The 26,337-nt window shown below is 39.5% G+C and carries 19 protein-coding genes and 5 pseudogenes; 15 read left to right on the top strand and 9 right to left on the bottom strand.

The genetic code is table 11. The features are described 5' to 3' along the window. Both V6259_RS18340 and V6259_RS18335 read left to right on the top strand, forming a co-directional pair. A partial coding sequence (locus V6259_RS18340) for an ISAs1 family transposase (RefSeq protein WP_341585760.1) occupies positions 1–898 on the top strand: 898 nt, incomplete at its 5' end. 6 nt (positions 899–904) lie between these two features. Further along, positions 905–1,090, top strand: a pseudogene (locus V6259_RS18335) (IS5/IS1182 family transposase); the annotation flags it as partial. Between the two features lie 38 nt (positions 1,091–1,128). On the opposite strand, the gene V6259_RS20090 reads toward V6259_RS18335, so the two are convergent. Together V6259_RS20090 and V6259_RS18330 are read right to left on the bottom strand one after the other, a co-directional pair. Next, complete coding sequence (locus tag V6259_RS20090; RefSeq protein ID WP_445928523.1) at positions 1,129–1,353, bottom strand: helix-turn-helix domain-containing protein; 225 nt, start codon at positions 1,351–1,353, stop codon at positions 1,129–1,131. Between the two features lie 184 nt (positions 1,354–1,537). Next, positions 1,538–3,075 (bottom strand): annotated as a pseudogene (locus tag V6259_RS18330) (IS3 family transposase). A gap of 333 nt (positions 3,076–3,408) precedes the next feature. Between V6259_RS18330 and V6259_RS18325 the strand changes: the two are divergent. Genes V6259_RS18325 through V6259_RS18315 form a run of 3 tightly spaced genes read left to right on the top strand, consistent with a single transcriptional unit; the run spans position 3,409 to position 5,020 of the window. Continuing rightward, positions 3,409–3,957: a helix-turn-helix domain-containing protein gene (locus V6259_RS18325; protein WP_341585759.1), complete on the top strand. Its 549-nt coding sequence runs from the start codon at positions 3,409–3,411 to the stop codon at positions 3,955–3,957. After that, complete coding sequence (locus V6259_RS18320; protein WP_341585758.1) at positions 3,954–4,676, top strand: AzlC family ABC transporter permease; 723 nt, start codon at positions 3,954–3,956, stop codon at positions 4,674–4,676. The genes V6259_RS18325 and V6259_RS18320 overlap by 4 nt, the downstream gene beginning before the upstream one ends. A 2-nt stretch (positions 4,677–4,678) precedes the next feature. Beyond that, complete coding sequence (locus tag V6259_RS18315) at positions 4,679–5,020, top strand: AzlD domain-containing protein (RefSeq protein WP_341585757.1); 342 nt, start codon at positions 4,679–4,681, stop codon at positions 5,018–5,020. A 110-nt stretch (positions 5,021–5,130) separates the two neighbouring features. On the opposite strand, the pseudogene V6259_RS20085 reads toward V6259_RS18315, so the two are convergent. After that, positions 5,131–5,289: pseudogene (locus tag V6259_RS20085) on the bottom strand (IS3 family transposase); the annotation flags it as partial. Here V6259_RS20085 and V6259_RS18310 point away from each other — a divergent pair. Together V6259_RS18310 and V6259_RS18305 are read left to right on the top strand one after the other, a co-directional pair. Next, positions 5,286–5,772, top strand: a pseudogene (locus tag V6259_RS18310) (transposase); the annotation flags it as partial. The pseudogenes V6259_RS20085 and V6259_RS18310 sit on opposite strands and share 4 nt — an antisense overlap. A 354-nt stretch (positions 5,773–6,126) precedes the next feature. Then, on the top strand, positions 6,127–7,284 hold the full coding sequence (locus V6259_RS18305; protein ID WP_341585756.1) for an MFS transporter: 1,158 nt from the start codon (positions 6,127–6,129) through the stop codon (positions 7,282–7,284). Positions 7,285–7,436: 152 nt separating this feature from the next. Here V6259_RS18305 and V6259_RS18300 read toward each other — a convergent pair whose 3' ends face one another. The 5 genes from V6259_RS18300 to V6259_RS18280 all read right to left on the bottom strand — a co-directional run bounded on the left by V6259_RS18300 (position 7,437) and on the right by V6259_RS18280 (position 13,517). Continuing rightward, a complete protein-coding gene (locus V6259_RS18300; protein ID WP_341585755.1) occupies positions 7,437–8,879 on the bottom strand; it encodes a hypothetical protein in 1,443 nt (480 codons plus the stop codon). After that, positions 8,869–9,954 carry a nucleoid-associated protein gene (locus V6259_RS18295; RefSeq protein WP_341585754.1) on the bottom strand — a complete coding sequence of 362 codons (1,086 nt, stop codon included), beginning with the start codon at positions 9,952–9,954 and terminating at the stop codon, positions 8,869–8,871. The genes V6259_RS18300 and V6259_RS18295 overlap by 11 nt, the downstream gene beginning before the upstream one ends. 291 nt (positions 9,955–10,245) lie before the next feature. Further along, complete coding sequence (locus V6259_RS18290) at positions 10,246–11,352, bottom strand: ankyrin repeat domain-containing protein (protein ID WP_341585753.1); 1,107 nt, start codon at positions 11,350–11,352, stop codon at positions 10,246–10,248. Between the two features lie 257 nt (positions 11,353–11,609). Next, positions 11,610–13,166, bottom strand: coding sequence for a TnsD family Tn7-like transposition protein (locus V6259_RS18285; RefSeq protein WP_341585752.1), 1,557 nt, complete (start codon positions 13,164–13,166; stop codon positions 11,610–11,612). A 30-nt stretch (positions 13,167–13,196) separates the two neighbouring features. Beyond that, entirely contained in the window at positions 13,197–13,517 is a 321-nt protein-coding gene (locus V6259_RS18280) for a helix-turn-helix domain-containing protein (protein ID WP_341585751.1), read from the bottom strand. Between the two features lie 100 nt (positions 13,518–13,617). On the opposite strand from V6259_RS18280, the gene V6259_RS18275 reads away from it, so the two are divergent. Continuing rightward, on the top strand, positions 13,618–14,151 hold the full coding sequence (locus tag V6259_RS18275) for a hypothetical protein (protein ID WP_341585750.1): 534 nt from the start codon (positions 13,618–13,620) through the stop codon (positions 14,149–14,151). Continuing rightward, positions 14,145–15,518 (top strand): DEAD/DEAH box helicase, encoded by a 1,374-nt coding sequence (locus V6259_RS18270; RefSeq protein WP_341585749.1) that lies wholly within the window; start codon positions 14,145–14,147, stop codon positions 15,516–15,518. The genes V6259_RS18275 and V6259_RS18270 overlap by 7 nt, the downstream gene beginning before the upstream one ends. Positions 15,519–15,591: 73 nt before the next feature. Here V6259_RS18270 and V6259_RS18265 read toward each other — a convergent pair. Then, positions 15,592–16,878, bottom strand: a pseudogene (locus V6259_RS18265) (AAA family ATPase); the annotation flags it as partial. A gap of 271 nt (positions 16,879–17,149) precedes the next feature. Here V6259_RS18265 and V6259_RS18260 point away from each other — a divergent pair. Genes V6259_RS18260 through V6259_RS18235 form a run of 6 tightly spaced genes read left to right on the top strand, consistent with a single transcriptional unit; the run spans position 17,150 to position 26,069 of the window. Further along, positions 17,150–18,922 carry an FAD-dependent oxidoreductase gene (locus V6259_RS18260; RefSeq protein ID WP_341585748.1) on the top strand — a complete coding sequence of 591 codons (1,773 nt, stop codon included), beginning with the start codon at positions 17,150–17,152 and terminating at the stop codon, positions 18,920–18,922. Continuing rightward, positions 18,919–21,960: an AMP-binding protein gene (locus V6259_RS18255; RefSeq protein ID WP_341585747.1), complete on the top strand. Its 3,042-nt coding sequence runs from the start codon at positions 18,919–18,921 to the stop codon at positions 21,958–21,960. The genes V6259_RS18260 and V6259_RS18255 overlap by 4 nt, the downstream gene beginning before the upstream one ends. Then, entirely contained in the window at positions 21,950–22,891 is a 942-nt protein-coding gene (locus tag V6259_RS18250; RefSeq protein WP_341585746.1) for a DMT family transporter, read from the top strand. Before V6259_RS18255 ends, V6259_RS18250 begins: the two co-directional genes overlap by 11 nt. Then, positions 22,884–23,510, top strand: coding sequence for a glutathione S-transferase family protein (locus tag V6259_RS18245; RefSeq protein WP_341585745.1), 627 nt, complete (start codon positions 22,884–22,886; stop codon positions 23,508–23,510). The genes V6259_RS18250 and V6259_RS18245 overlap by 8 nt, the downstream gene beginning before the upstream one ends. A 7-nt stretch (positions 23,511–23,517) precedes the next feature. Next, positions 23,518–25,299 (top strand): FAD/NAD(P)-binding protein, encoded by a 1,782-nt coding sequence (locus V6259_RS18240; protein ID WP_341585744.1) that lies wholly within the window; start codon positions 23,518–23,520, stop codon positions 25,297–25,299. Next, a complete protein-coding gene (locus tag V6259_RS18235; protein WP_341585743.1) occupies positions 25,296–26,069 on the top strand; it encodes an alpha/beta hydrolase in 774 nt (257 codons plus the stop codon). Before V6259_RS18240 ends, V6259_RS18235 begins: the two co-directional genes overlap by 4 nt. Positions 26,070–26,337: the final 268 nt, after the last annotated feature.

Raw genomic sequence — 26,337 nt, 5'->3', positions numbered from 1 at the left:
CCGCTTATTTTCTTTGTTGGATCCGGCCTGTTATCGAGAAATGTTTTGTGGCTGGATTCAAGATATGTTGATCGATACTCCATTATCTGGCGTCGTCGCGATTGATGGAAAGACGGTGCGGGCGTCGTGTTCGAACAAACACCAAACTATTCACATGGTGAACGCTTGGGCTTCACAGGCTGGCGTGTCTCTTGGTCAATACAAAGTAGATAAAAAATCCAATGAAATCAAAGCAATCCCTAAGTTACTAGATCAGCTGGCTATCAAAGGTTGCTTGGTCACAATGGATGCCATGGGATGTCAGAAAGACATTGTCTCCAAGGTCATTGAAAGAAAGTCAGACTATTTGGTTACCGTAAAAAGTAACCAGAAAACGTTACATAAAGAGCTTGTAACCTACTTCGACCATTACTGGGAAAACCATACACAAGACACGCTAAGTGATCACTTTTTTGAGCAACAAAACGAAACTCATGGTCGCAAGGAGCATCGTCGATGCTGGGTCACGACGGACTTATCCTCCCTGTCTATTGCAGCAGAATGGCAAGCAAAAACTGTCGCCGAGATACAATCAGATCGAGTTGCTAATGAAAAAGGCCGAAGTCATATTCGTTATTTTATTTCCAGTAAAGCGATAACGGCGGAAGGAGTGCTAAAGGCTACTCGTGGGCATTGGGGCGTCGAAAATCAACTTCATTGGGTGTTGGATGTCGCTTTTGGAGAAGATCAGTGCCGAGCTAGACAAGGTTACGCCGCAGAAAACCTAGCCACCACCCGACAAATCGCTTTAAATTTATTAAAGCAGGAGACAAGTTTGAAACTGGGCATCAAAAATAAACGTAAAGCCTGCGGCTGGGATGATAAGTATCTGTTTAAAGTAATAGGGTTGGTTAAATAATGTTCATGCGTTTGCCCTGGCGTACTAGGTGATGCGATTAACGTGATCTTAAGCGCCTATGGTCAGAACCTGCGTAAGCTACTCAAGTGGCTTTATTATGCCCAATTTTTTGGGCCATTTTTAAGGCTACTGTTGCTTCAAATACATTTTTCACTGGGAAGCCAGAAAAACAATATGGCGCTTCTTGTCTGAAACGCCATTATTCAGGGATGACAAATGAATTTTTCCTATTAAGTTCTCAAAATAGACGGCTCTATTCCAAAATGAGAGATAAAGTTACGCGTAAAGCAAGATGCTGACTTATAACCACATTCCCGTGCAACTAACTTTATTGGTTTATGTGTTGTTTGTAATAAAATCATTCCATGACTAAGCCGAGTTTCACGTAACAGCACACGCATTGATGTATTTTCCTCTGCTAAACGACGTCTCAATGTTGCTCCGCTTATATGCAAGCGTTCCTCTAAAAGGGCAGAGCACCACTCACTTTCTGGACTCTCTAAAATCAGAGTTCGAATACGTGTACTAAAATGAGAATCTCTTGTTTTTTTTAAGTCCCGGTATCCGCTTTTTCCTAATGCAAGTGCAAGGCTGATAGAAGCGTCCGGCGTTTTTCAAGGTAGTTGTCGCCTAAAATAATTAAGCAGCGTCTTTGTGTTGCTCTGGATTTAATTCCACATCACCTGTTGGCTGCCATTTTCTTTCTGTTTTTGACCAACGCTCAGGGCGCTCTTTCCTTTTTTGCTGATACTAGTCCGCTCGCTTCGCTAAGATTACTTTATCAAGCCCTGCATGCCTTTGATTTGGCGTAACAAACTGGATTCGACTATGGCGATGCTCATGGTTGTACCAATACACGAACTCTTTTACCCACTCTCTCGCACCTTCCAGGGTTTTAAACCCTTCTGACGGCCATCTAGGGTGATATTTCACTGTTCTAAACAGCGATTCTGAGTACGGATTGTCGTTACTCACCCTTGGTCGACTCCGAGAGGTCACAACACCAAGATCATACATTTTTGCTCTCATCGTTAAGCTCTTCATGGGCGCACCGTTATCTGAGTGTAAGACGAGGTCTTTTTTAACGCATTTTTCTGCCCAAACACTACGCTCCAATAAATCAGCGGCATGCTCTCCCGTTTCTTGATGATGCACTTCCCAACCCACGATCTTTCGACTGTAAATATCTTCTATCATGTACAGGTAGTAATGCTGACCAATCACCGTGGTTGGCAGATAGCTAATGTCCCAACTCCACACCTCATTGGCTTTTTTAGCCGTGTAGCTCGTGGGCTTTTTATGGACATTCCTTGGTGCTGCTTTTCCTCTGTGATGGAGCATACTTTCCGCTTTTAAGAGACGATAAAAGCTGGATTCTGAGGCGATATACTCGCCTCTGTCGGCCAATATAGGGACGATTTGGCTCGGTGGTAAGGAAGCAAACTCGTCACGGTTGCAGACCTCAAGCATCCTCTGCCGTTCTACCTCGCTCAGTTTGTTCGCTGGGGCAGGCCTTGTCGATGTGACTCTTCTATCTTCCTCAATAGAATCATCATCATACCAACGCTGTAACGTTCTAACTGATAAACCAATCATCTCGCAGGCAGGCTCTTGTCGTGCCCCTGATTCAATAGCATGACGGATCCACTGAGAATACTTTTGCCTATCGGTCAGCGTGATTAGCTGTCCTCTTTTTCCTCCCAATAGGCATCGAACTTTTTTCCCAGCACAAGTAACGCCGCACTTTCTGCTAACGCTTTCTCTTTTCTTCTCAGTTCTCGCTCTAGCTCTTTAATGCGTTTTTTATCCGACTGTTGCTCAGCCGTGGTCTTAGTGTTTCGCTTATCTTTCACTGTATTCCCTGCAATGCACGCTTGCTTCCATTGCTTTACTTGCTCAGGGTATAAGCCTTTCATACGACAATACTCATTAAGCTCCGCTTCAGACAAGGCGGCAGTTTCAAGTACGACAGCAAATTTTTCTTCATTTGACCACTTATCTGATGAACTCACTTTTGACTCGCTAAATCCTGATGTGTTGAATTGCTTTTGCCAACTATACAGGGTGGAGAGCTTAATGCCTTCTTGTTCTGCAAACTGCTGTCTGGACAATTCGCTTTGACTGAGTTTCTGTAAGATGGCTTCTTTAAAGGCACTTGAATGTCTTTGGTAATTCACTGGTTTTAACTTACCCCCCCCCTGTCTATTTATAAAATCAAATGAGGCGACAACTATCCTGACACAGGGGGCTCATGCCAATTCGCAATTTCAGAGCAGGTCGACTTCGCTTAACACCTAGATCAATCAGTTCACCTTTGCAATACACCCTTGACAATAAAGGAAACGCCATTATTCAGGGACGACTAAGTCTTAAGAACGCAAGAAGCTCTACGAACAGACGTAGAGCTTTTCCTTGATTCTCTGTATTAGCTGACTCAATTTCCCGCAATGTCATTGACATCCCTCCGTTCTTTATATAGAACACTCTATATAAGGAACAAATTGAGGTGCATGATGAATAAACCCATTCTCGGCTCGCTGGGTCGCAACATACAAAAAATGCGTATGGCAAAAGGGTTGTCTTTGTCTCAGCTTGCGCAAGCCGCTGGACTGGCGAAGTCGAATTTGTCGCGTATTGAGCAAGGTGAGGGTAATCCAACAATAGAAACCATTTGGCGTTTGGCGATATATCTGGATACGCCTTTTGGGGATCTTATTGCCAGCTTGGAGTCCACTATGGGCGAAAACGGGATTCAGGTTCAGTTGATTGATCAAGGTCTGGATAATCCGCGAATTGATGTTTATTGGATGTCATGTGCGCCCAATACGGTTAGGCAATCAGAGCCGCATATTGCTGGTACGACGGAAACCGTCACCTTGATCAGTGGAAAATTGCTGGCGGGTGAAAGTAATGATTTGCGTCATTTGGAAATAGGCAAAAACCATACGTTTGCGGCCGATGTTCCGCACTGTTATCAAACTGACGATTCATGGGCAACTTTAATAATTGTCATTACCTATGCTAAACAGGACGATACCATACAGGGGGTGCAGTCATGAATACAGCCGCTCAAACATTTTCTGGCACACCTTGGAAGCAAGGTATAAAAGACGCGATGCCACTACTTGGTGGTTACATTCCAGTGGCAACTTCTTTTGGTCTGATTTCCGTTCAGTCTGGTTTTAGTGTGTTAGAGACTATTCTGATTTCGGCCTTTATTTATGCGGGCGCGTCACAGTTTCTTTTTGTCGCTATGGTCGCTTCTGGCGCACCGCTATGGCTGGTGGTGATCATGACTTTGTTAATCAACGCTCGTCATATTGTGTATGGGCCCAATCTCTCTCCGTATTTGAACCAAGATAAAAAGTGGTTGCCATTGATGTTCGGTTTGAGCGATCAAATCTTTGCTCTCGCTCATGCTCGTTTGCCTTTGCTTCCAGATCAGGCGCGTATCGGTTGGTACACAGGAGCAGCGGTATTGGGTTGGCTAAGCTGGATTGCAGGAACCGCACTGGGGGCGATGGCGGGTGACGAATTGACGCAACGCTGGCCATTGATCAATGAGATTCTGCCATTTGCGCTGCCAGCTTTGTTTTTTGTGCTGCTTGTTCCCCGTTGCAATAATATCTTGTGGTCTTTGACCATTGGTTTGTCCGCGGTGGCCGCCGTTGTCTTAAAAGTATTGGGTTACCCCAATGCGGCTGTTCCATTGGCTGCAATATGTGGTGCGATACTTTTTTATGCTTTGAAAAATCAATCTGCATTGAGAGGGAAATAAACATGGAAACCTCTATGTGTCTAGCGCTTGCTAGCATTGCTATTGGCACCTATTTATTGCGCCTTGTGCCATATATTTGGATGAAGCGCAGCTTAGCGAAAAGACAATCTGAGAATGCGGTGGGGTCTATGCCGACTTGGTTAACCATTCTTGGGCCAACTATGATTGCTGCGATGTTTGGTACTTCCTTGGTGCCAAGCCAGGCGGATGCGTTGTCTTGGTTCGCTTCCGGCATTGGTCTACTGGTTACTTATGGGGTTTGGACGCGCACTCGTTCTATGGGGATGCCCATTTTATGTGGGGTCGTGGCATTTGGCGTGAGTACGTTGTTTTTACCTATATGAAAAGTGAACTTTGTTGTTTTTTGGAGTTCATCGAAGAGTTTTAGACAATGATGCTCGCTACTCTTTTTGGATGAAGCGGCGTTTTTCAAGGTAGTTGTCGCCTAAAATAATTAGGCGGCGTCTTTGTGTTGCTCTGGATTTAATTTCACATCACCTATTGGCTGCCAATTTCTTTCTGCTTTTGACCAACGCTCAGGGCGCTCTTTCCTTTTTTGCTGATACAAGTGCGCTCGCTTCGCTAAGATTACTTTATCAAGCCCTGCACGCCGATTTACTGGAACGCAGTGTTTGGGCAGAAAAATGCGTTAAAAAAGACCTCGTCTTACACTCAGATAACGGTGCGCCCATGAAGAGCTTAACGATGAGAGCAAAAATGTATGATCTTGGTATTGTGACCTCTCGGAGTCGACCAAGGGGTGAGTAACGACAATCCGTACTCAGAATCGCTGTTTAGAACAGTGAAATATCACCCTAGATGGCCGTCAGAAGGGTTTAAAACCCTGGAAGGTGCGAGAGAGTGGGTAAAAGAGTTCGTGTATTGGTACAACCATGAGCATCGCCATAGTCGAATCCAGTTTGTCACGCCAAATCAAAGGCATGCAGGGCTTGATAAAGTAATCTTAGCGAAGCGAGCGGACTTGTATCAGCAAAAAAGGAAAGAGCGCCCTGAGCGTTGGTCAAAAACAGAAAGAAAATGGCAGCCAACAGGTGATGTGGAATTAAATCCAGAGCAACACAAAGACGCTGCTTAATTATTTTAGGCGACAACTACCTTGAAAAACGCCGCTAACAGTAGGTTGAGATAAATGCAGGACTTTGGCTGTATTCGTGACATTCAATTCATTAAATAAAGTATCTAAAGTAATCAGTAGATTCATATCAAGCTTTTTCAGATTATCCATTCTAATACCTACTATAGACCAAAATCATTTCTGCTCTTCATCATATATACCTAGCATAAATGATGAAAGTTCTAACTAAAAAGAGAGGCAATTTGCCCAACCTGTTTATGAATTTTCACTTTTCAAACACGATTTCATTCTTTTAATATTTCCGGCATCGAAGATGACGGACCATCGAAGAGCAACTTCATAAGGGAGATATACATGTCTATTGGATTGTTTGCACTTGCACTTGGCGCATTTGGTATAGGGCTAACCGAATTCGGCATTGTGGGCTTGCTTCCACAAATAGCAAGAGAGTTCCAGATAACAGAAGATATCGCTGGATATCTGGTATCAGGTTATGCCTTCAGTGTTGCTATCGGCGCAGTACTTTTAACAGCACTCATGATAAAAATGGAAAAACGCAAATCACTTATGTTGCTAACTGGACTTTTTATTCTAGGCAACTTGACCTGTGCGATGGCATCCAGCTATGAAACCCTTCTAGCAGGTCGGATTATCGCGGCACTTTGCCACGGGGCATTCTTCAGTATTGGCGCCGTTGTCGCGTCTGAGATGGTTCTAGAAAACAGAAAAGCGGCTGCTATTTCCTTGATGTTTGCAGGCTTAACGGTTTCTAACGTCATTGGAGTACCAATTGGCACATTTGTCGGTCTTGAAGCAGGGTGGAGGGCCACATTTTGGGTACTTGCCATTATTGGTATTATCACTTCTATTGGCATCCGCACCTTAATCCCTATTATGCCAGTAAAGGCCAATACCAACCTTGCCAAAGAACTTGGTGTCTTTTATCGCCCTCAGGTTTGGGTATCTGCATTGATGAGTATTCTGTCTTTTGGTGCCGTCATTGGTGGCTTTACCTATATCGCTTTCACATTAACAGAAGTCTCTCATTTCTCGGAATCCATGATTCCTTGGTTACTGGTTCTATTTGGTATTGGAACTTTTGTTGGCAATATTTACGGAGGTAAAGCTGCAGACAAATCGCTTGATATGTCATTAGGAGGGGCGTTAATTGTTTTAGCTGCTGTGCTTACCGTATTCGCCATGAATGCGCAAAATCAAGCTTTAACTATTATTTGCTTGCTATTAATGGGGACCATTGGCTTAGCAACCGCACCAGGATTGCAGCTAAGAATGATGAAATATGCGGGTGATGCCCCAACCGTTGCCAGTGGGGCAAATATCGCAGCGTTTAACATTGGTAACGCATTAGGTGCGCTTCTTGGTGGTATTGCCATTAGTAGAGGATTTAGCTACGTATCCCCCCTATGGATTGGTGCCTTTCTAGCATTTAGTGCTTTCGTGGTTCTACTTTTAGCAAGTTTTAAAGCCGCAACCCCAGTTAAAAACGTTTAAATGTACGGCGACATTATAGTTTGATACAAAAACGAAGATTTTAGACGAGCGGGCAAAGGTAATGTTTGATATTTTTTGACTGCCTCCCTATCAACTAAGTGACATTAAAGTTTGATATTTTTTATTTTATAACATAGACGAAATATCTAGACTTATCCGTTGCTTAAAATACTAGTCAAAAAACATTGTAAATTAAGCACTATGTATATCAATAGGCAGTAAAGCAAAATGATAACTCCCATTGCATAGTGGAATGTTTTTCGACGTTTCTCAATTGGCTTTAAGAAATTTTCTCTCTGATCATCTGTTTTTGTATAATTCTGAAGCACTTTCAACCAATGATCATTTTCTTGCTTAGTAAGCCCATCATCTCTCAAATGGACCATTACCTGTAGCGCTAGCGATATGCTTAAGTAGATAGCAATAACAGACAAGATGAGGCTAATTACTTCATTAGTCAAAAAAACATCCATATCAAATTTCTGGGCTCTTGTCATAAACGAAAAACTAAGAAATACCAAGATACCTAGCGTATCCCTAGCAAGGCTACCGACGAGAGCGCGCGTTTTTGTCGCATACAGATCAGCTTGAGTTCTCATGTCTTTAATTAGCTCTCGGACTTCTTTGTGGTAGTCATCCTTTCGGTCAAGAATCACGAACGCATAAGAATCTTTCGCTTGTTCCAGAGCTCTCTCTAAATGGCGATCTAGTGCTTCAAGGTAGCTATCTGTATCGTTCATATCGAGAGATAAACGATCCATTATCAGCTGCAAACGCGTTTCGGAGCGTTCTTCATAGACCCAAATAACAGCATTATTTAATTGGTCGAGAAAAGTATCAGATATATCTTCCATGCCGCTAGACAAATCAACTGTTTGCTTTTTACTGCCTTTTACGGTGATCTTCTCTATACCTTCGACAGTTTTCAGTTCTTGAACAAGACAAGCCGCGAGAAGCTTTGCAACACCTCGCTTCAAATTGGGGATATTAGTGAGCTCTGAACCAGCGCTATTTAGAGAGATAGAGCGAGGGCACACACGCACAGATTCGGTAGTGTTTACGTGTACAAGGTTGTGTACATCGTCAGAATTTGGAAGTTTAGGCTCAAGATTGGGAAAGCCAGAGTTAGTGCTAACAGCATAGAAATGCTCGCCACCCATTGGTTTATCCAAGCCGTTCACTAAGAACAGACGAGTATGGCTATCATAACGATGACTATCTTTTTGGAACGGATCAAGGAGTTCAAGAAATGAAAAAAAACTCTCTATATTGAGAAAGAGATGTGTGTCACCCGATAAATCAGATAATTTTTTTGCAATGTTGTCTTTACTTAATGTGACTTTCCAAGGGGCGCTGTCTTCATACAATTCAGGGTCATCTAAATCTTTTATGCTGAGAGAGTGCTGGCTACTTGTGTCATACATTACGTCTATCTTAGGCGTGTCTAATCCATCTCGATCTAGTGTCTGCAAGAACGAAATCAGTTCACTATCTTCAAGTTCTACAAGTCCTGAAAATAATACCTCACTCTCAGAAATATCAGAGAACCTGTTGGAAATAGTGTTATATAGATCGAAGAAGTCTTTACTTAACATCGGTCTTTAGCTTTTTAGTGGTGATGGTCATGACGGTCTGATGTTCTTGAACGTCGATCTCAATCCTAGATTTACTTTGATCACCAGTATAGCTGATTTCTACTCCTTCATCTGTAACATATTTTACTGCTTTGCCTCCGGTCCGTATTGCTTCAGGGACGATACTGAAGCTTTGTCCGTAGACACCTTCTTTTTTTAACTTTTCTTCTAAAGTGTTTCTCAAAGCTCTCTCTTTGGCAGGGCTAGCATCTTTAACAACATATTTTATAAAGTCGTCTGTTTTAAAGGTACTGTTGCTATTGAGATATTCGAATGATCTGCCGCAAACGGTATTGTAGTTTTCCCCACCAGAAAATGACTGATTTCTCTCTGCAGCTCTAGCCCACTTTCTGACTGTATTATTCGCCTTATCTGTGAGAATTTCTCCTTTGTCTTTCGGTGTTACTTCCATAAAGTCCCGGAAGTAGTCCGTTACCCCAGGTCCGTCTTTTGTATCGATTGCTAAGACATCCCATGTGAACTCGTTGGTTAGGTCTATGATCGCACTTTTACTGATGGCTTTCTTATCTTGTACAAGTGATGTATGGGAGGCGTCAACAGTAGCAACCATTTCACCAGTCTTAAGGTCTGTCTCATAGCTGTAAGGAAAGCTTGATTGCTTGTTAAATTTTAGCAGGAACAATGCATGCTCTGGTTGGCCTGGAGCAAAGTCATACTCCACCAAAGAGAATACAAATACACCATCTGACATTTGTGTTTTGTGATGCCCTGTAAATTCGTGGGCAGCATCTTTGGAGATCTGTATGAACTTCGATGGATTTTGAATTAAGTCCAGCCCTTTATCTTTCAGGTTGCCGCCATAGGTTGTGAACAAGAACTGAGTGCCTTCAGCTGTGTGTTTGAAGTGATCAGTGAAGAACTTCTCTTGAGCTGGTGCAAGAGCTACCTTGTCTATTTCAACGACGGAAACCGACTTGCTATTATGGTTCTTCTTAACTTCGATAACGTGAAAAATAAAGCTTTTTATCTTGATGCTGTCGCGTTGTTCAGAGGTAAAAGATGAATCTAATGGCATAGCTTGTCCCTAATTTGTTTTATCCGTATGGTCAAATTTATTGCCATTACCACACAAGCCCTGGACAGTAATATATTGATACGCTGACATACTACTGACATTAATTAACAAGGACGTAGCATGGCACACTACAACCTCCCTTATCAACTGCCTGGCTTCTGGGCGGCGATCTTCATTCCACTCGTTTTGGCGGTTTGGACTTTCCTGACTTTACTAGACACTCATTAACGTTAAAACCTAGTTAAATAATGTGGTGCTTTATGAAGTCCAATACGCTTAAAAATCCAGCCATCAACTATGATTTTTTCCTTCAAAGTACTCGCTCAGTTCCTGATATTTCTTATGACTTACAACGGTTCTATTTTCTGACAAAAGGTATCTTTTAAGATATTCATACAAACCAATATTTTCGGCAATTGACCTAGCAAGCTCTTGAGGAGTGACGCCATTTGGATCTTTAACAAGAAGCAAATTTGGCGATTTCTTCACTAGCAACTTAACTATTGGAAGCTCACCCATACGAGTTGCTGTATGTAAGGCGGTTGCTCCTTCCTGCATAGTTATTTTATCGTCACAACCATATTCAAGCAGTAGTTGGGCAGATTTTAAGCATCGGCTAGCGGCGGCTGAATGAAGTGCGGTTCTACCTGTAAAATCTTTTAGGTTAGGATCTGCCTTTGCCTTCAGTAATACTTCTACCATCTCATAATCTTTTTGATGAGCAGCAAGCATCAATGGTGTTTGTTGTTTGAAATCAGAAACATTCACAATCTCAGGCCATTCCTGAACCACTTCCACAACTGTATTAAGCACTACAGTCAAAGCATCTTCAATTTCAGTCTCAATACCAGTAGATATAATGCCCTGATATTCACTTAGCTTAGCTAACATTCCATAGCCCATCTTCATCAATAAAATGATGGCACTATCTGCCTGTGGGTACCGCAATTGCTTATTCTTGAGAGACTTATGCTTTTTAAGAACTAAGGGAATAGGCTGTTGATTTTTCACACAAAGAGTTAAATCTCGAGAAAACGCCGCGAATTCATCCCGAGAAGATGAAAATAAAGAGACTTCGAGCTGCCAATCTTTTAGATTTGGTGGGGTAAATTTAAACCCTAATTTCCCCGCATCACTTTTAAAGGACTCAAAGACAGAAAACGCACTCTTTTTAGCTTCTCCATCAAGTAACATCCAAGCTAAATGCGTTCTCTTACTTTTTGTACCTATGAAGCTAACAGGGTATTTAGTACTTTCAGGGAAGCTAATTTCGATTTGCAACTGACTGCGACTTACAAACGCTAGAGCGCTTAAACCATTTGCAGTGTACGCTGCTCGGACAAGATGCGGATTGTGAAAAAATAAAGTCCTAGCTAGTTCAAACCCTGTGAACTTCATCAAACCTTTATCAGTATTATAGAAGTACTGATAATGATCTGAAGTTTTATCAACTCGCTCTAGGCTAATAACATGAACTAGTTGTCGATCACACTGTGACCGAGAAACGACTTTTTTATCTTGAAATGACAATCCAGGTGCCAAAAAACTTGCCATTTCAATAGGTAGAGATGACTTTACTCCATCCTTCCACTCAACAGCAAAAAAAAATATCTTTGTTTTTCAGCAAGTTTTTTGATCGAAACACGCCATGAACTTTAATAAGCTCGGTATTTCTTGGCAGATAACTTAGGGCTGGAAACCATTGAGAAATCTTCTCTGATAATCCGTCGCGCAGCGTTTCTAATGCGTTTTTTACTGAGTCCAGCAAGGCGTTCGATTTCATATATTTTTGGTATAGGCTCGTTAAAGTTGATGGCATTAACGATAATAGCGAGAACACGAGGAACTTGGAACTCTTCAACAGATTCTGTGTATTTAATAAAAAAACGTCGGCAAAGCGGTAACTTAGAAAGATGCTTATCAACTCCCCACCGCAATTTAGTTTGAGTAATAAACCATTGCTGGGACATTCTTGGTAATGACAACTCATCAAAACTATTGCTGCGGATTTTTAAAAGCGCCCTAACAACTTCTAGATCTCGCTTCTTCCAATCGACAACTCGACCAAGGTTATTCTTGATCGGGGCGGGAAGATTCTCTTTCAACCATACATTATCGAATCGGTAAAGCCATGAGTAGACACGTGCTCCTTCCCTAGTTGCTCTAATATCTTTGAGAGATGCATTCTCTTTTTTAAGATCATGCCAAACTGCCCGATACTCAGGTGCTCTTAAGTCAGCTTGAGAAGAGCTGTATACCCGCTTAGTAGACTGCCCCCTAATACTTGATGCCACGCTAAAAACATCATTCAGTTTCCAATTCGGAAATAGCGCTTGTAGGCACAGCAGGTGATGTAGATAAGAGAAATGCTTTCGATGTTTGCGAAAAAATGTCTGAAGCCACGTTACTCCTCCCACGAGATCTAAACCGCATTCTGCTAAGAAGTTTTTTTCCCAATACTGAATTAATTGATTTTCAACCTGATGATGTTCAACGCCTCTAGCGCTTTTTAATCCAACTTCTCTAAGTCTTGCATCATAAAATACCGTCCACTGATCTGGTGAAATGTACGGAAAAGACTGATGAAGCAATTGATCAATATTACGAGCCATATCAACGAGAATTAGTTTTTCACAGACTTCAGCAGCAGACGGTATCGACATGTCTGAAAGACTCGAAGCTTCTATAAATCTATGACGGCGGCTTGGCTTAAGATCAAAGTGAGAATCCATCAACATACAATGATGTTGTAAACATACACAGACTCCTGGTAACTGAAATTGCCGTCTCCAGTAACTATAAGCAAACTGGTTAATATCCTCACTGAAACAAATTGGGCAATACCGATAACAAGCCGGAAATACCAAGGAAGACGCGTTAATTCCTGCTTTAAGCATCGAATGGCTTTTAGAGTCAAAAGCTAAATCAGAACATATTGCCGCATACCTATCAGGCTCAACAAACGACTTAAATAAGGGGAGTGTTGAATGCTTTTCGAGAATTTCATTGGGGGTTATAGGCCATAAGCGCCCGACGGATCGGTACAAATCAGAAAGATGCCCCTGAAGTAAAGGTGACAGTACTATGTTGCGACTTCCAAATAGTAAACTGAGAGCAGCTTTATCTTCTCTGAGCCCTTGCCTTGCTATAAAGCGAGCTAAAATACTAACAAGCAACTCATCGTCATGCGGTATTGGGAATTGAAAAATCATCCATCACCCTATGGCGAAAGATGAATACCACTAAGAGCCGTTACTGTCTTTAGTTTTTGCTAACTCTGAAATCAGGACTTTCTTGCTTTCATCATCAAGCCTAGAAATCAAACATGCTAACTCGGCGCTTAAATCATCTTCGCAAAAGAAATAGTTCAGTGGCACATTCAGCTCCGCAGCAATCTTACGAAGCGTATCCACGTCAGGTACATGCCTGCCTTTTTCATAGTGATTCATACGACCACTAGCAGAGCTTTCGTCCATACCTATTCTTACCCCCAATTCTTTCTGGGATATGCCAATAAGTTTCCGAGCCTGCTTAAGTCGCAGCGGTATAGGGTTAACAGCCAAAGTATTTTCATCTTAAAAGTCTCACACACTTAGATTGTCTAAGTTTTACTTATTTCTGTATACTTAGCAATCCTAAGTTTTTAGATTTTTGAGACCAAACATGACAGCAAAACCATTTTCTTTGAACAAACAGTTCAAAGAACTTCTACAGCACTTGGAAGGAACCAGTATTACAAGAAAAAAGTTAATTCAATTAGCAGCAACCACTACGGAATTAGATACCATCCAATCCACTAGGTTTGTCGCAAGAAACATTGGTAGGTTGACGACTCAAAACCTAGTAACAGCTAGTGGAAACAGAAATTTTCGCACCTACCATTTCACAGATGAACTACTCAATTCGCTTCAGCAAAAATCCCGTACAATAAAATTGAATAACACCCCTGAAGCTAAAGGCAGCAATCAAGTACAACAGCTTAAAATTGAAGAAGTGAAAACAGGTGCTGAACTAAAGATGATACTTGGAGAAATTGACGCTTACAGAGATTTGCTTACTAAGTATCCAGCGAACCGTCAGATCATTCAAACTCTATTACAGCAAGCAAAAGAACAGTCAACACAGCTTTATGGTCGCTTAAATGCACTTAAAAAAGTTATGCAGGCAGCTAACATTGAAAGTACTAAGACATGCTAAGAGAATGGCAAAAACGTTGTATTCATCAGGTATTGAACCAATACCTAAACCACTCAGATGCATTAGTTCTTGCGACACCTGGGTCTGGTAAAACAATTATGGCCAGTTATGTTGCCAAGTCTCTGTTAGATAAAAGAAAGATTGATTACATTGTCTGCTTCTCACCCTCAAAGGTCGTAAGCCAAAGCATCAGAGTAACGTTTGAACAAATTCTTGAGCGCCCTTTCAATGGTCAGTTGGGAGCTCTAGGAACCTCGCGAACTTATCACTCTATGACCAACATAAATGAGCTGATCAATAACTTAAGCATGAGCCGAGTACTCGTTATTTTTGACGAAATCCATCATTGTGCAGGTGACGGAAGCTCTCTATCAAACACATGGGGCTTTCAGCTACTCTCTACCATCCAAAAGCTAGCCACCTACACTTTGTCATTAACTGGAACACCATGGCGCGCAGACACGCTTCCAATCCCTCTCGCTCGTTATTCTGACCCTGAAGGCAATATACAATGCGATTTCTCTTATGACCTAATAGAAGCCATTAACGATAAGGTCTGCCGCGCCCCTCTCATAACAGCTATTGATACAGACCAAGTAATGGTTCGTAAAGGTCAAGAAAGAAAAACTTATCGAAGTATTGCAGAGCTACTAGAAAACGGTGATGTTAGTTATCGCATGATTTTGAAACAACCAGAGACCATTACCTATATGCTGTCGCTGAGCATCCAGAAGTTAGATGAGCTACGAACTACGAGCTCTAATTCAGGTGGCTTAATTGTCGCAGCGTCTTACGCTCATGCCTTGCAGATACAAGCTATTCTTTCGGGTCATTTTGGTAAGAGTGCAATCATTGTTTCATACAAACAAGAAGACTCTGCTGAGCTTATTAATAGCTTTCGCGACGACTCTAGCGAGTGGATTATCAGCATTGCAATGATCAGTGAAGGCACTGACATCCCAAGACTTCAAGTTTGCTGCAACCTTACGGATGTCACAACAGAGCTCTACTTTAGACAGATACTTGGCCGTATTTTACGCATGACCACAGAACAAACAGCCATTGGCTATATGTTCGTACTTGCTGAACCTGATTTAGTCGAGTATGCAGAGCGCCTAAATCAAGCTATTCCTGACTCGTATCATTACGAACAAACAGATCGACTACTTGAAGGTGTAGAAATCCCCAATAATCAAGCTAACAGCAATCATGGCTACCAAGACGATACTCGAAAGACTTTCTCGGATATCAATGTGGATGACATCTTCGGGAGTAATTTAAACGAACTCATCAATCACTCAACCTTAGCAGAGCTTTCAATGAGTTCGTTTAAGTCTAGGATTATTTCGTACTATCAAGCCTTATAATTTACACAATCCGTAAAGGAGTACTGTATTTCTATTGAGTCTAAAGCAAAGAACACCGTATAGGTTTAATAGACTATATATTGTCGCTAGGTTCCCCAACACTTCTCATTAATGAAGAAAACTGCTCATTGTCTTGTTTGAGTCGCTCAATGATTTGTCTAGCTGCAGTTTGCATTTCTGGTACATCGATAGGTATCGCGCCACTTTCGAAGCACCCTTTTAAATGTGAAAATTCGTTATTTATTCTATCAACTAACACTGCTGGAATTTTTTCATCACCAAAAAACAGCTTTAACTTATCTGCATCAGATGCTTGATCAGGGTACTTATAGTAAAGATAAATCTCAAAAAATTTGCGCGTATTATTTGCAAAGTTATAAAACGAGTTGAAGTTTGCATCATCAATACTTTCAACATTGGCGCACTTATATATTTGATGAAAAAGATAATTGAACTCTGTGATGTATTTTTTTAGGTAATCAGGCATAGACTGAATTGTAGAAAATTTACCTTGCCTAATCACAACAAAGAAGTCTTTCTGATAGCTTTTTAACTTTCCAGAGCCTGCTGGGTCGATATACTTGCCATTCAGCATTCTCAGATACTTCAAGAAATCAAGGTTGTGTGTTGATACAAACAGTTGTGCAAACTTCCTCTTCTCGACCACTTCTGCATTTAATAGGCTATAAATAAAGAAAATATGGTTGCCATCGAGCGAGGAGATAGGATCATCAATCCAAATAATGGGTTTTGAGTCTTTGGTTGCGACATCATCCAACTTGGCCAAAAAGTAGCAGAATGCCAGCAAGCTGCACTCACCTTCGCTTAGGTGGTAAGCTTTCTTACCGTCACGGATCACTTCAAACCGAATACGTTTTGCCTCTTGCGTTGGCCCTTCATCCTTTTTAGCCTCCAACGTCAAAAACTGATGCCCAAAAAAATTATTCAGATATTCATTTACCTTTTTAGCTCCTTTTTCTTCGTCATTCAGTTCACGTTTTTTAGCCGTAACTTGTGCTTGCTTTTGAGTAATATTCGTATTGATAATTGCCTGCGTTTGTTGAGCGTCATCCCTCTTTTGCTTTAAGATTTCAATTGAGTTTAGCTGTGTTTGGTAATCAATCGTAAGCAAATAATCAGCGACCTCTTTCAATCGCAAGTCGGTTTTTGCCTTAGCTTGTTCACCGGCTAGCGAACTGCTAAATAACTCTGATTGAGAGCAAAGGTCACTATATTCTTGCCAGATTTGAGTTAATTTTTCAGCGTAATCTGCCTGGCTCTCATACTTTTTAGCATTTAGGATGTCAACTTTTCGCGTCTTCAGTTGCTTTGTTAGATTACCTAAAGCAAGCTGATAGTCTTTGGTTGCAGCTTTAGTTGACTTAAGCTACTGATCTAGGTATTTTACTGAGGAATGAGGATTATAGTTCAAACAAAGGAATGCAATATTTAATTTTCTCTGCCCTGTTTATTATAGATAATAATTTAAATATATCAGCATGTAGCTTTGGATGAAAAAAACCTATAACTCTAAAACACAATTCAAATAAAAATATTTGTTTTCATTATAAATATTTAATGGACTGAAAATAAAAAATCCAAGGAGGAATGAAAATAATTCATTTTAAATTATGATAACCTTTTTAACTTCAATACCAAAAAGCGTAGAAGAAAAATTTTCATCTAGCAAGGTGAGTTTTTTTTCTGGAGATTTATTAAACCAGCATCCCGAAGTCATTCGTAGAAAGTTAGATGAAATGAATACTAAAGTTATCATTTTATCGTTTGAAGATCGATATATTCTAAAAAATATTACAACACCTTCACTACCTGAATGTGTGATTTTATTTGGTCTAGCAGATTTTAAATTAGAGGATGAAATATATGCTCTACCACAACTTTCTATTGTATCAGGAATCACCTTAGATCTAGCTGTACATCAAGCTTTCATTGAAGCAGAAAGATTCATTCGACCAAAACCTGCAAAATTAGCTAAAATAGAGATAAACTCAAAAAAGTCAGTTTCAATGGTTGGAGCCGGAATTGTAAATCTGGTAACGGCTTTGAAGTTAGTGCAAGCTGGATTTTCTATTGAATTTTTTGATCGAATGCCAGATCCATTATTAACTACAGAATTTACTCTGGGTATTTCAGGAGCAACATTTGGAGGAATGAATGCACGCATATTTTCATTTAATGAATCACGGCAGCACTTATACCGCGGGCTAAAATCTAACTCAGAACCCAACCAGTCATTTAGAGCTCGAGTACGAGACGGCGGTTGGCTTTGTCACGATTTTACATCTTTAGATCCATTAGAAAAAAGTTGGATCAAGCGCCTTGAGGATATGCCTTCATGGCTTGCTGGTGTTTATAATGAAGATATTATTAATTACAACCGCAATAGTTATAATGACTGGAAAGGCCTTTTTATTACTTATCCGAAGTTGCTGAGAGGTGTGAATTTTTTAAATAATCTATTGCGTATATACCAAACTCAAGAGGCTTTTCAAAAAGCAATAAGTACTGAAACATCTCTCGGGAGCTGCAAAGAAATAATTACAGCTGAAAGGCTTACTCAACTTGAGCCTTGTTTTACTGATGCTGTTTCAACCAATGAAATTGTTGGAGCTCTGAGTGTCGAGGGTTTTTCAGTAAACATAATTAGTCTATCTCGAAATATTATCCGTTTATTAAAAAATCTCGGAGTTAAATTTCACTGGAATAGTAATTTTGATGGCGTGGAAAAAAACAGCTCGGGAAAAGTAGTCTCTCTTAAGTTTGGCTCACAAAAAAACACCACGGATCACGTTGTTTTATGTCCTGGGGCTTATGCGCGTATTGGCCATGGTCATTTAACACCGCTAGACGATATAGCCTCAGTTGCAGGCATGTGGATAACACTTCCAAATGAAGTTAATCCTCTTACATCCCCCCTAAAAGTTAGAAGGAAGGGGTATGCTTCAGCTGAATCCTCTGAAGGTGCAAATATAATACCGGGACATGATTGTAATGGAAATCCAGTTATTTATTGCAGTTCAGGACATGGTTTTATTGGACTTTCACCTGATAATTTTACAAAGTCAGGCAAAGATGAACTGTTTCAATCTATCAAAGATACCGTTCAAGAGTTATTTCCAGATAAATACGCTGAGGCTATTCGAAAAGGTATGTTGAATAACCCACCTGAATACTGTGTACGTCCCTGGACTTCATCTGGTTTAGGGGTATTTACTAGTGAGGAAATGGAATCGGGAGGTGTGTTGCTACAAATAGGAGGGCATAACACTGGTGGCTTCGCTCAAGCACCAGCAATAGCTCAAGCTGTTTATAATGTGCTTATAGGGCAGAAAGATCCTATGTCAGAAATATATCATTCAAATCGCGCACGGACTTTAGCATGAATTCTTTTCCTCAACTTTTAAACTCACTTATAGCCGACGGGCTCACTCTTAACAATAGCCCTTTATGGATTCATGGAGATCAGTCTGTATCACGAAAAGATGCTCAAGCCATGATTAATGAATGTCGCTATAGTTTTGATAAGGCAGGACTAAACTGCGGTGATCGAATTGCTATACACGGAAAGCCAGACTCAAATACTCTTTCGGCCTTGATCGCTGGTTTGCTAAACGGATTAGTTATTATTCCAATTGACTGCTCTTTAACAGACCACCGTAAAACTCAGATGCTTGAGCTAAGTTCTCCGCAAGTAGTTTATGATTCAGAAAACACCCTTAATTTAATTCCTGAGCTAAAGCGTATTGAGCTCGATTTTAGTGGAACGTCCATTATTGAATATCAAACAACTGTCATTGAAAGTGACTTAAATTTACCTTGCTACATTTTTTTTACTTCTGGCTCTACAGGCACTCCTAAAGCTGTTCTAGGGCAGCGTAGTTCATTAGCTCACTTCGTAGGCTGGGAACGAGATATGCTTAATTTAACACAAAATGACAAAGTTGCTCTTCTTACTCGTTTTTCATTTGATGTTGTACTTCGAGATATCCTTTTACCATTAACAAGTGGCGCAACTTCAGTTTTACCCATGAGTAATGAAGCAAATACTGCACAGTCTATAGCTCGGTGGATTGCAAGTAAGAATATTTCCGTAATCCACACCGTCCCATCTATTGCTCAATCTATTTTATCTGCTACAAATGATAAGGTCTCAATAGAATGTTTACGAGAAACTCTATTTGCAGGAGAGCCTTTACATAGTTCACTTGTTGATCGCTGGAAATTACTTTTTCCGAATACAGTGATACATAATCTATATGGACCTACAGAGACAACTCTCGCCAAATTTCATGCTCGTATAACTGAACCTCCCATAAATGGAGTTCAATCTTGTGGATATCCGCTTCCTGATGTGAAATTTATTATTCTCTCTCCTAAACAAACACTCATGCCTCAGGGGGAGCTAGGTGAAGTTGCAATTGAAACACCATATACTAGTTTGGGATATCTACATAATAAATACGAAATTAAAGAAATTATGTCGGATATATTCGGTCGTCAACATTACCTCACAGGAGATCTTGGGTTTATAGATTCCAATGAGGAATTACATTTACGTGGACGTAAAGATGACCAAATTAAAATAATGGGGGTTCGATTTGAATTATCAGGTATTGCTGCAATTTTGGAATTGCATCCACTAATTTCAAAAGCAATACTTCTAGCTAATACTGCCCATAAGACAAACCAAAAGCAAATAATAGCTTGGTACTTAACTCATTCAGGTAAAGAAATTGATATTTCAGACATTCGAAGCTTTATGATAGAGCGTTGTCCCATAGCCGCAATTCCATCTAGGTTTATTCACTGCGAATTTTTTCAATTAACTCCGAATGGTAAAATAGATAAAAATAGCTTACATGTACCCGATCAAAAAAGTAATATTTATGTCCCTCCTGCCACAAATAATGAAATAATTATAACTGAGGTTTTTGCTACTGAACTGGGGTTGGATAAAGTAAGTGTAACAGATGACTTTTTCTCTTTGGGAGGAGATAGTCTCGTTGCAACCGCTATAAGTGTCATACTATCGGAGCGTTTATCTTTTCATGTGGATGCCAGCATTTTACTTGATGCATCAACGCCTCAAGATTTGGCTAAATTATTAGAAAATCAACCGAGAAAAAAAATTGTACCGATTCCAACAGCTCCGGATATACAATTTTTTTCTCTGACTCCCCAGCAGCGGAGATACGTTCGAACATTCTGTGCAAATGGTAATCGAAATTGGTGCAATATGGTTGCCTTGTTTGATTTACCTAATGATGTTTCTAAACTTGATGTATTACAAGCTATAGGAGATATTGCTGTTCATCATGATAGTTTACGTATTGTATTTAGCATTGATGAAACGGGGGAGATTTTGCAAAAAATCGACCCTACATCTGATTTCAAACTGGATGTAGTCGATTTAAGTAAATCCCCAGAGTCAAGCATTAAAAAACAGTTATCGGATATGAAAGTATTTGAAGGTGAGAAAGTAATTGACTTATTCTCTAAAAAATCTTGCTTTAGGGCTTGCCTAATAATACTTCCTCAGAATCAGCGTAAACTTTTATGGAATGTACATCATATGGTTAGTGATGGAACTAGCCAAGGTATTTTGTCCAATCTATTAAATGATTGGTTTAAAGATAAAGTACTATTTAGAAATAGTAATAATAATTTAATATCTTATAAAGATATCGCATGTTTTTTCTCAAATCAAAATATTAAAACCATTTCTAATTTTTTTCCAGACATGCTGAGCAAACCAAATATTTATAAGCATAAATATTTCCAAGTTCGTAATAAAACTTTAGACCATCAGCGTTGCCACTCGTACGAGCATCGATTATCAAATGAAACCACAATAGCTTTAAGGTCTCGTGCACGCACTTTAAATTGTACACCTTATATAATATTACTGTCTGCGTATTTTCAGTTGATTTCTCAAATTTCAGAAACTAATGATATTGCGATAGTAACTCCTTTAGCAGGACGTGCGCATCCTGAAATTCGTAATGTAATTGGAAACTTTATTAATCTTGTCTCTTTACGTATTTCAAATTTAGATGAGCTTGATAGCGCCTCTCTAGTATTTAAAGTACGTGAACTATTGACAGAAGCTACTCGTCATCAACTTGACCAGTTTGATCAAGTTATTGATTCTCTTGGATTACCATTTCTATCAGATCGAAATCCTTTAACTGGTGTATCGCTTAACTATATGCCACAAGTCGTAAAAGGTCCTGAAATTATGGGTATTCATAAAGACTTAGGTTACAAGTTGAAGTACGACCTATTGTTCCTTATTCGAGATTTTTCTAATTCTCTAAATATCGAAATTCAATATCGTATAGGTTCTTTCGATACTTGTGAAATTGAATCAGTATTCTCAAATTTTGAACAGCAAATATTAAGGATGTGTTATGACAAATAAACAAGACGCTGTACCTTTGAAAGAGTACATTTTCTTACTTATTCTTGCAGCATTATGGGGTGGGTCATTTACGTTCATCAAAGTTGCACTTGAGGCTTTTCCTCCAATGACTATTGTCATGATAAGGATGTTTTTTGGTGGAGCAATTTTATTGATTATTGCTTTAGCTCGATGTGATAAATTTCCAACTACTTCTCGGAACTGGGCAGAACTATTAATCCAAGGAAGCTTACAAGGAGCATTGCCTTTCTTTTTAATTACTTGGGGAGAGCAATATTTGGACTCTAGTACTGCTGGCGTTATTAATTCAACGCCCCCGATGTTTGTTTTTATTATTACAGTTTTCATCTTACAATCTGCAAAGTTCGACCCCCAAAAGTTTGTAGGTATTTTATTTGGAATTTCAGGAGTTGCTTTAATCGCATCATCACAAGGGCACGCTGTATCAAGTAATAACTCATTAGCTGTACTAGCCGTTTTTGGTGCTAGTTTTTCATATGCAAGTGGCGCAATATTTGGTCGTCGTTTTAGTGATCAATCGGTTTTTGTTACTGCTAGTACATCACTAATGCTAGCATCGCTATTAATATCTCCTATTGTTTTAATATTCGAGCCTCTATCTAATCTAACCTTTCAGTTAGAGCCTTCGTTAGCTCTGCTAGCTCTAACTCTTCTCTCAACAGCACTAGCAAGTTTAATATATTTTAGATTAATAAAAACATTAGGTTCTTTGGCAACAACTTCAAACGCGTATTTACGTGCGTTGTTTAGTATTGTATTTGGTGTTATTTTTCTTTCAGAATCATTTAATAGCTCGTTGATAATAGCAACTATTCTGATATTTTTCGGTGTATTTATGGTTACAGGCCAATTTAGAAATTTAGTAACAAATAAAATAATCACTCAAAAGGAGTATGATAAAAATGGCTAATTTTGATTTTTATTATGCAAAATCGGGGAATAGCCTTAGAGCGGCCATTGCAATTGAACTAGCTGGTGTCGATGTAAACAAACATGAATTGAACCTAGTAAATATGGAACATAAAGAAAACTGGTTTTTAGATATATCTCCAGCCGGAACAGTTCCAGCCTTAGTCGACAGAAAACAAAATGCTCCCTCCTTAATATTAGCCCAATCAGGAGCAATTATGCGTTATATGGTTGAGCAATATCGACCTGATTTATTACCTGATACCCCAGAAGAACAAGCAAAGTGTATGGCTTCATTTATTGCAGCATTAAGTGATGTAGCAGTCCAGAATACACTTGCTCGTTACTTAAATAAATCTAAACAAGCATCAACTTACATATTTGACCGAATGATTTCATCGATATATGCATCATTTTTAACAGTTAAATCCAGTAATTTTCTCTGCGGCGAAGAAGTTACAATTGCAGATTATGCTCACTTTCCAGTGATACATATGAGAGAAGGATTCTTTCGCTCTGAGGATAGAGCTACACATATCATTTCGTGGCTTGAGCGAATGAAAATGGATCCTGCTATCAACGTTGCCATTTCATATGCTGGTTTCCAGTTAATTAATTGAGGTTATTATGTCAAATTTTTCACTTGTCATTACGGGTATTGGTCCATGGGGACTTGCCGTACTAGATAGGTTAATTTACAAAGCAAAAAAAGAAGTTAACTGTTCTTTTAAAGTATTTATTATTGATCCTAATATTTCTGGAGAAGGGGTTCATGATACTCAACAACCGGACTACTTACTTCTAAATACAGTCACAGGACAAGTTAATAGCTTTAGTGCAGAGACTTTTTCAAACAAGCCATTGGATGGAGCGAAAACATTTTTAGAGTGGGTAAGGATCACTCATGATTCTGAATGTCAACCGGGTAGCTTTTTATCACGAAAATTATTTGGAATGTACCTAAAATATGTTTATTCAACGCTAAAACAAAATCTTCCTAATAATATCACGCTCATTGAAAAGCATACGTGTGCAATTGATATACAAACGATTAATGATGAAAAAATTAGAATATCATGCGAGTCTGGTGATCACATAGATGCCAATAATATATTTATTTGCACCGGACATGGGATCCAAACAAAGCATGTAGAAAATAAAAGAAAAAATGTTTTTTCTCCATACCCTATTTGTAAATTTGAAAATATCATTCGGCCAAACGAAACTGTAGGTGTAATGGGAATGGGCTTAACTGCAGTAGATGTCGTTTCTTCACTTACAGAAGGGCTTGGAGGTTCTTTTTATGAATTGCCAGACGGTAGTTTGCAATATGAACGTTCTGGAAAAGAGCCTATAATTTATAGTTTTTCTAGAATAGGTAAATTATTTAGCTGTAGGCCAGAGAAATCTCTTGACCTAGCTAGTAAGTATTCACCAATTTTTTGTATACCCTCTAGATTATCTGATAAGGAAGTATTAGATTTTAAGAAAGATATATTTCCAGCTATAGCAGCTGAAATGCTTGCGGCATATTCAATGCGAAAAGCTAGTATTTTAGATGGGGAGCATGCAGAGAGTGCTTTGCGTGAAATGTTTTCTAAGCTTACCCCAGAGCAAGTTTTAGAGTCCAAAAACACTCTTTTGTCTCATGTAGATGGATTTGATCCAGAAAGTTTACTACTTTCAAAAAGCAAACCAAAAGTAAATAATCCTGTCGAATTACGAAATATGGTTATTTCGCATTTACAACATGATGTTAATGAATCTCTAAAAGGTGAAGCTCTAAGCCCTTATAAGCATTCTCTAGAGATGTTACGAGTAGTGCGTGACTTTATTAGAGAAGGGGTTAACAATTATCGACTTAATGCTGAATCACATAATGATTTTTTTTCTTTTATTGCGCCAAGAATATCGAGTCTTATTGTTGGCCCTCCTGTATCTCGAGGAAGAGAATGGTTGGCGTTGATAAAAGCGGGTGTACTTCGATTTGATCTAGGACCTAATCCAGATTTACACTGCAGTATTGAACATGACTATTGGGTAGCTCGCTCTACTGTTCTAAAAACTCAACATACTCATCAGTTAAACTATCTTATTGAAGGTTTTATTTATAATAATCCAAGAGATGAAATTCAATCACCCCTAATCTCTAATATGTTAAAGAATGGCATATGTAGTTTACATCAATCGCGTAATTATAGCTCAATAAGAGTTGATAATAATAATCATCCATTAGACGCAACTGGACTACCTGTATCTAAGATAACAATTCTTGGTACACCATCTGAAGGTTCAACATATTTTAACCATTATTTACCCTCTCCCCGTAGTCGAGCCCAAGCTTTTAAGAGCGCAGATAGAGCACTAAATGAAATGTTTCACTGCCATGTTAAAAGTGAGTATTTATGACTTTCAAAGAGAATAGCTTTTTTGTTGAGTGTGACGATTTAAATATTGCCTGCGTAGAAGTCCAATTAGAAAAACCAAAGGCTATTGTTTTACTTGTTCATGGTTTAGGTGGTCAAAAAAACAGTGAAACTCACTTAGCTTTTGTTGGAAGATTGTCAGAAAACAGTATTTCATCATTACGATTTGATTTTCCAGGTCATGGTCAGAGTGATGGCTCTACTGCTGATTTAACTATTTGTAAAGGTGCTTCAATTGTAGAGCATATGTTTATGCTACTACGTGAAAAATATCCACATTTACCTATAGGTTTATTTGGCGCTAGTTATGGAGCAACATCCATTCTGGCATCGAATATTGTGAGTGAATCAAAAGCTATCGCATTGCGCTCTCCAGTTACTGATTATGTGGCAGTAAGAAATCAGCAGCTAGGCCCTGATGGGGTGAGCTTATGGAAAAAGAAAGGTTACTTAGATGGATTTATTTCTAGAGGAAGAAAAACACCTTGGATTTTTTATGAAGAAGCTTTAGGAATAGACCTTTATGAAAAAGCGCTTAAAGAAATAACACCTATGTTAATTGTACATGGCTCTAATGATACAACAGTACCATTAGAGCACAGCGATAAACTTCATAGAAAATGGTTAGGAAGATCAGATTTAATTCAAATAAAAGATGGTTGTCACTCCCTTAATGACTCTTTCCATACCGAAATATCGATCGCTATATTCCTTCAGTTTTTCCATTCAAAACTCATTCATCCTACTGAGTAGCTATGATATAGGTTGAAATATGCTCCAATAAAACGCTTGATGAATTTCATTAAGTGTTTTACTTTTGATTGGTCTGAAATACGCTAATTTATAATTAGGTGGTCCGCGGGCTGTTTTGTAAGCGTCCGGTAAACCAGTTAACGTTCATTTCACGCCGTTCTTGACACTCAGAGCAAGGGCGATTTCAACGGGTTGTCTGCGAACAGTAGCTTCCATCGTCTTGGGATCAAGTCGGCGGTGTCTTTTGCTGGGTGCTGGCTTACTCGTT

The sequence above is a fragment of the Marinomonas sp. TI.3.20 genome (assembly GCF_038155025.1).
GTDB lineage: Bacteria > Pseudomonadota > Gammaproteobacteria > Pseudomonadales > Marinomonadaceae > Marinomonas > Marinomonas flavescens.
Note: the sequence above shows the minus strand (reverse complement) of the source record. Positions and strands in the feature narration are given on the sequence as shown.